Source organism: Amycolatopsis sp. NPDC003861, from assembly GCF_053605405.1.
In genome coordinates, this window is sequence record NZ_JBSGJD010000418.1 from 1 (window position 1) to 5,080 (window position 5,080).

General features: G+C 70.7%; 4 protein-coding genes. All 4 read right to left on the bottom strand.

The features are described 5' to 3' along the window. Nucleotides 1-155 precede the first annotated feature (155 nt). The 4 genes from prfA to thrB all read right to left on the bottom strand — a co-directional run bounded on the left by prfA (nt 156) and on the right by thrB (nt 4,976). Nucleotides 156-1,226: a peptide chain release factor 1 gene (prfA, locus tag ACWEVN_RS46475; protein WP_452055534.1), complete on the bottom strand. Its 1,071-nt coding sequence runs from the start codon at nt 1,224-1,226 to the stop codon at nt 156-158. A gap of 77 nt (nt 1,227-1,303) precedes the next feature. Next, nucleotides 1,304-1,531, bottom strand: coding sequence for a 50S ribosomal protein L31 (rpmE, locus tag ACWEVN_RS46480; protein ID WP_003102730.1), 228 nt, complete (start codon nt 1,529-1,531; stop codon nt 1,304-1,306). Nucleotides 1,532-1,713: 182 nt separating this feature from the next. Then, entirely contained in the window at nt 1,714-3,681 is a 1,968-nt protein-coding gene (gene rho, locus ACWEVN_RS46485; protein WP_452055535.1) for a transcription termination factor Rho, read from the bottom strand. A 410-nt stretch (nt 3,682-4,091) separates the two neighbouring features. Next, entirely contained in the window at nt 4,092-4,976 is an 885-nt protein-coding gene (gene thrB, locus ACWEVN_RS46490) for a homoserine kinase (protein ID WP_452055536.1), read from the bottom strand. Nucleotides 4,977-5,080 lie beyond the last annotated feature (104 nt).

The window sequence follows — 5,080 nt, forward strand, 5'->3', positions numbered from 1 at the left end:
CCCAATGTGGCGTTGGTTGCGTTGGACGCACCCAATGTGGCGCATCGCCGGGCCGCTGTCAACGAACCTCGGACGCGTGACACCAGCCCCGCGTCGTCCCTTCTAGCACGCGTGATCCGGAAGCCGACACGCGTGATCAGGAGGTCGACACGGCGTCAGCCGGACTGAGCCGCCAGGCGCTCTTCGCGGTCCGCCGTCGCCAGGGCGTCCAGCACGCCGTCGAGATCGCCGTCCAGGACCTGGTCCAGGTTGTAGGCCTTGTAGTTCACCCGGTGGTCGGAAATCCGGTTCTCCGGGAAGTTGTACGTCCGGATGCGCTCCGAGCGGTCGACCGTGCGGACCTGCGACTTGCGCGCGTCCGACGCCTTCGCCGCCGCCTCTTCCTCCGCGATCGCCTGCAGGCGGGCCTGGAGCACCTGCAGCGCCCGGGCGCGGTTCTGGATCTGGGACTTCTCGTTCTGGCAGGACACCACGATGCCGGTCGGCAGGTGGGTGATCCGGACCGCCGAGTCGGTCGTGTTGACGCTCTGGCCACCCGGGCCCGAGGACCGGAACACGTCGATGCGCAGGTCGTTCGGGTCGATCTCGACCTCGACCTCCTCCGGCTCCGGGTAGATGAGCACGCCGGACGCCGAGGTGTGGATCCGGCCCTGGGACTCGGTCGCCGGCACGCGCTGGACGCGGTGGACGCCGCCCTCGAACTTCAAGCGCGACCACACCCCGTCGACCTCGGCCGACTTCGTCTTGATCGACAGCGTGACGTCCTTGAAGCCGCCCAGGTCGGAGTCCACCGAGTCGAGGACTTCCGCCTTCCAGCCGTGGCGCTCGGCGTAGCGCAGGTACATCCGCAGCAGGTCGCCCGCGAACAGGGCCGACTCTTCGCCGCCCTCGCCGGACTTGATCTCCATCACGACGTCGGAGCCGTCGTACGGGTCGCGCGGCAGCAGGAGCTCGGTGAGCTTCGACTCCAGGTCGGGGATCTTCGCGCTGAGCTCCTCGGCCTCGGCGGCGAACTCCGCGTCCTCCGCGGCCATCTCCCGCGCGGCCGCGAGGTCGTCCCGGGCCGTGTCGAGCTCGTGGACGGCCCGCACCACCGGCGTCAGCTCGGCGTAGCGGCGGCCGAGCTTGCGGGCGCGCCCCTGGTCGGCGTGCACCGCCGGGTCCGCCAGCTGCTGCTCCAGCTCCGCGTGCTCGGCGAGCAGCCCCTTGAGCGAGCTCGAATCCACCTCTGCCACCTCTCAGCCCGGGAACAAGACAAAAAACGACGCCCACTCGCGCGGGCGAGTGGGCGTCGTCGGAAAAGCTACTTGGCGTCGGCCTTCTTCTGGCGCTTGCCGTAGCGAGCCTCGAAGCGCGCGACCCGGCCACCGGTGTCCATGATCTTCTGCTTGCCCGTGTAGAACGGGTGGCAGTTCGAGCAGATCTCGACGTGGATGTTGCCGCTGGTCTTGGTGCTGCGCGTGGTGAAGCTGTTGCCGCAGTCGCAGTTCACGTTCGTGACCACGTACTCGGGGTGAATACCGCTCTTCATGGTGTCCTCTCTCGTTGGCTCCGGGTCCCCAGTCGTTCTCGCGGGGTGAACCGGCGCCGGACTTCAGCGGGTGATTCTGCCAGACGGGCAGACGTGTACTGGAACGCACCCCGCTGACCAGCTATTCCCACCGCGAAGGGGGCCTCCCCGGCGCACCGGGAAGGCCCCCTTTCAGACGGGACTCAGTCGTCTTCGCCGCCGCCGAGGGCGGTCTTCGACACCTGCATCAGGAACTCGACGTTCGTCTTGGTCTTCCGCAGCCGCGAGATCAGCAGGTCGATGGCCTGCTGCGAGTCGAGCGCGTGCAGCACCCGGCTCAGCTTCACGGTGACCGCGAGCTCGTCCGGCGAGAGCAGCAGCTCGTCCTTGCGGGTACCGGACGGGTTGACGTCGACCGCCGGGAACACGCGGCGCTCGGCGATCTTCCGGTCGAGCTTGAGCTCCGCGTTACCGGTGCCCTTGAACTCCTCGAAGATGACCGTGTCCATCGTCGAGCCGGTCTCGACCATCGCCGTGGCGAAGATGGTCAGCGAGCCGCCGTTCTCGATGTTGCGGGCGGCACCCAGGAAACGCTTCGGCGGGTACAGCGCGGTCGAGTCGACACCACCGGACAGGATCCGGCCGGACGCCGGGGCCGCCAGGTTGTACGCGCGGCCGAGGCGGGTGATCGAGTCGAGCAGCACGACGACGTCGTGGCCCATCTCGACCAGGCGCTTGGCCCGCTCGATCGACAGCTCCGCGACCGACGTGTGGTCGGACGGCGGCCGGTCGAAGGTCGAGGCGATGACCTCGCCCTTCACCGAGCGCTGCATGTCGGTGACCTCTTCCGGACGCTCGTCGACCAGGACGACCATCAGGTGGCACTCGGGGTTGTTCGTGGAGATCGCGTTCGCGATGTCCTGCATGATCGTGGTCTTACCGGCCTTCGGCGGGGACACGATCAGGGCGCGCTGCCCCTTGCCGACCGGCATGATCAGGTCGATCACGCGGGTGGTGAGCTTGTGCGACTCGGTCTCGAGGCGCAGCCGCTCGTTCGGGTACAGCGGGGTCAGCTTGGTGAAGTCGGGACGCCGCTTGGCCTCGTCCGGCTCCAGGCCGTTGATCGAGTCGACGCGCACCAGCGGGTTGAACTTCTGCCGCTGCTGCTCGCCGTCCCGCGGCTGGCGGACGACACCGGTGATGGCGTCCCCGCGGCGCAGGCCGTACTTGCGGACCAGCGACAGCGAGACGTAGACGTCGTTCGGGCCGGCGAGGTAGCCGGAGGTGCGGACGAACGCGTAGTTGTCCAGCACGTCCAGGATGCCCGCGACGGGCAGCAGGACGTCGTCCTCGCGGATCTCGGTGTCCGGCGAGCCGCCTTCGCCCCGGCCGCCCCCGCTGCCCCGGCGGCGGCGGTCGCGGAAGCGACGGCCGCGACGGCCGCCTTCCTCGTCGTCGTCCGGCTGCTGGTTGCGGTTGTCACCGCGGTTGCCGTCCTGCTGGTTGTTGCGCTGGCGGTCGCCGCGGTTGCCGTCCTGGCGGTTGTCACCCCGGTTGTCGCCGCGGTTGCCACCGCCCTGGCGCTGCTGGTCGCGGTTGCGGTCGCCCTGCTGGCGGTCGCCACCCTGACCCTGCTGCCGGTCGCCGCCCTGCTGGCGGTCGCCCTGGCCCTGCTGGCGGTCGCCGCCCTGCTGGCCGTCCGGGGCCCCGGCGGCGCGGTTGGAACCGCGGCGACGCCGGCTGCGGCCGCCCTCCTCGGGCTGGCCGTCCTGGCCCTGCTGGGCGTCCTGCTGCGGGCGCTCGGCCTGCGGCTGCGCGTCCGACGGCGCGGAGGCGGGCGCCTCGGCCTTCGGCTCCGGCTTGGTCTCCACCGCAGCGGCGGGCGCCTCGGCCTTGGGGGCCGCCTTCGCCGGCTCGCCGACACCTTCCAGCGGCAAGGTCTCGGCCGCCGCACGCGGCTTGCGGGACTTGCCCTGGCGCTCACGGATCGCGGCGATCAGGTCGCCCTTGCGCATGCCCGTCGTCTCGCCGACGCCGAGCTCCCCAGCCAGCGAACGCAGCTCGGCGACGGTCTTACCGGTCAGCCCGCCGACCGTCCGCTTGGGAGCGGGGGCGGTGCCGTTCGTCTCGGCCGTGCCGCTCACGTCGCTCAAAAGATCGGTGTTGCTCACACATGTCCTTCCTGACCGATCCACGCCTCCAGGTGGATCAGCGGACTGCCGCTCGCTTCTGATCGCGAACCGGCGTAGTTGCCCCCCGATACGCGAGATGAGCTCTTCGGCCGTGCGGAACACAGCTGGAGCGCCTCCACCACAGGGGTTTGCGTCCTCCAAACGGAGGACACGGAATTCGGCACCGCCGAAACCGGAAACCCGCCCAAGTCGTTCCGCGTTACCCCGCTTGCCAGGCGGTGCGGATTCGGCGGATCGACGACGGATGCGGATCCGAGGATTCCCCGGGACCGGCATCGGGTGCGGAAACGCACGGTGATCGAACGCCCCCGAGGGTAGACCGCGGCGGTGCCGGGTGCAACAACCACCCCCCGCGTGGCGGGCGTGGCGGCGGGCACGTGACCCACCCTTTACTGAGCCGCAACCTGCACGCCCGTGAGATCCACGGGCAGCTCGAGGACGTCGAAATCGGTAACGCCGGCATCCGGCGGAAGTATTCCCGCGGTCGTCAGCGCGAGCACCGTCGGACCGGCGCCGGAGATGGCGGCGGCCACTCCCTGTGCACGGAGCGTCGCCACCAGCTGTGTGCTCGCCGGGTAGGCGGGGGCGCGGTAATCCTGGTGCAGCCGGTCCTCGGTCGCCGTGAGCAGCAGCTCCGGCTTCGCCGTCAGCGCGTGGACGGCGAGCGCGGCGCGGCCCGCGTTGTGCGCGGCGTCGGCGTGCGGCACGGTCGCCGGCAGCAGGCCGCGGGTGGTCGCGGTGGCCGAGCGCACCGACGGCACGGCGACGACCGGCCGGATCGACGGGTGCGGGGTGAGCCGTTCGGCGTGGAAGCGGCCGCCGTCGCACCAGGCCAGGACCAGGCCGCCGAGCAGGCTCGCGGCGGCGTTGTCGGCGTGGCCTTCGAAGCCCGCGGCCAGCTGCAGCGCGTCGAACGCGTCGATTCCGCGGCCGGCGAGCGCGTACCCGGCGGCGACGCCGGACACGACCGCGGCCGCGGACGAGCCGAGGCCGCGCGCGTGCGGGATCGCGTTGTGGCAGCGCAGGTGCAGGCCGGGCAGCTCGACGCCGAGGTGCTCGCAGGTCGCGCGGATCGCCCGCACCACCAGGTGCGTCTCGTCGGTGGGGACGTCGGCGACGCCGCCGGCGCCCGCGTCGATCACCTCGACCTTGAGCCCGGTGTCGGTGACCCGCACTTCGACGACGTCGTAGAGGCTCAGCGCCATCCCGAAGGCGTCGAAGCCCGGCCCAAGGTTCGCCGTGGACGCCGGAACGGTCACTTTGAAGGTGGTCACCGGAGCGCCCCAATGTGGCGTTGGGTGCGTCCAGCGCACCCAATGTGGCGTTGGGTGCGTCCAGCGCACCCAATGTGGCGTTCGGTGCGTCCAACGCACCGAAC

Coding starts and splice junctions, on each gene's coding strand:
- rpmE (WP_003102730.1), bottom strand. CDS start 1,531: ATGAAGAGCGGTATTCACCCCGAGTACGTGGTCACGAACGTGAACTGC.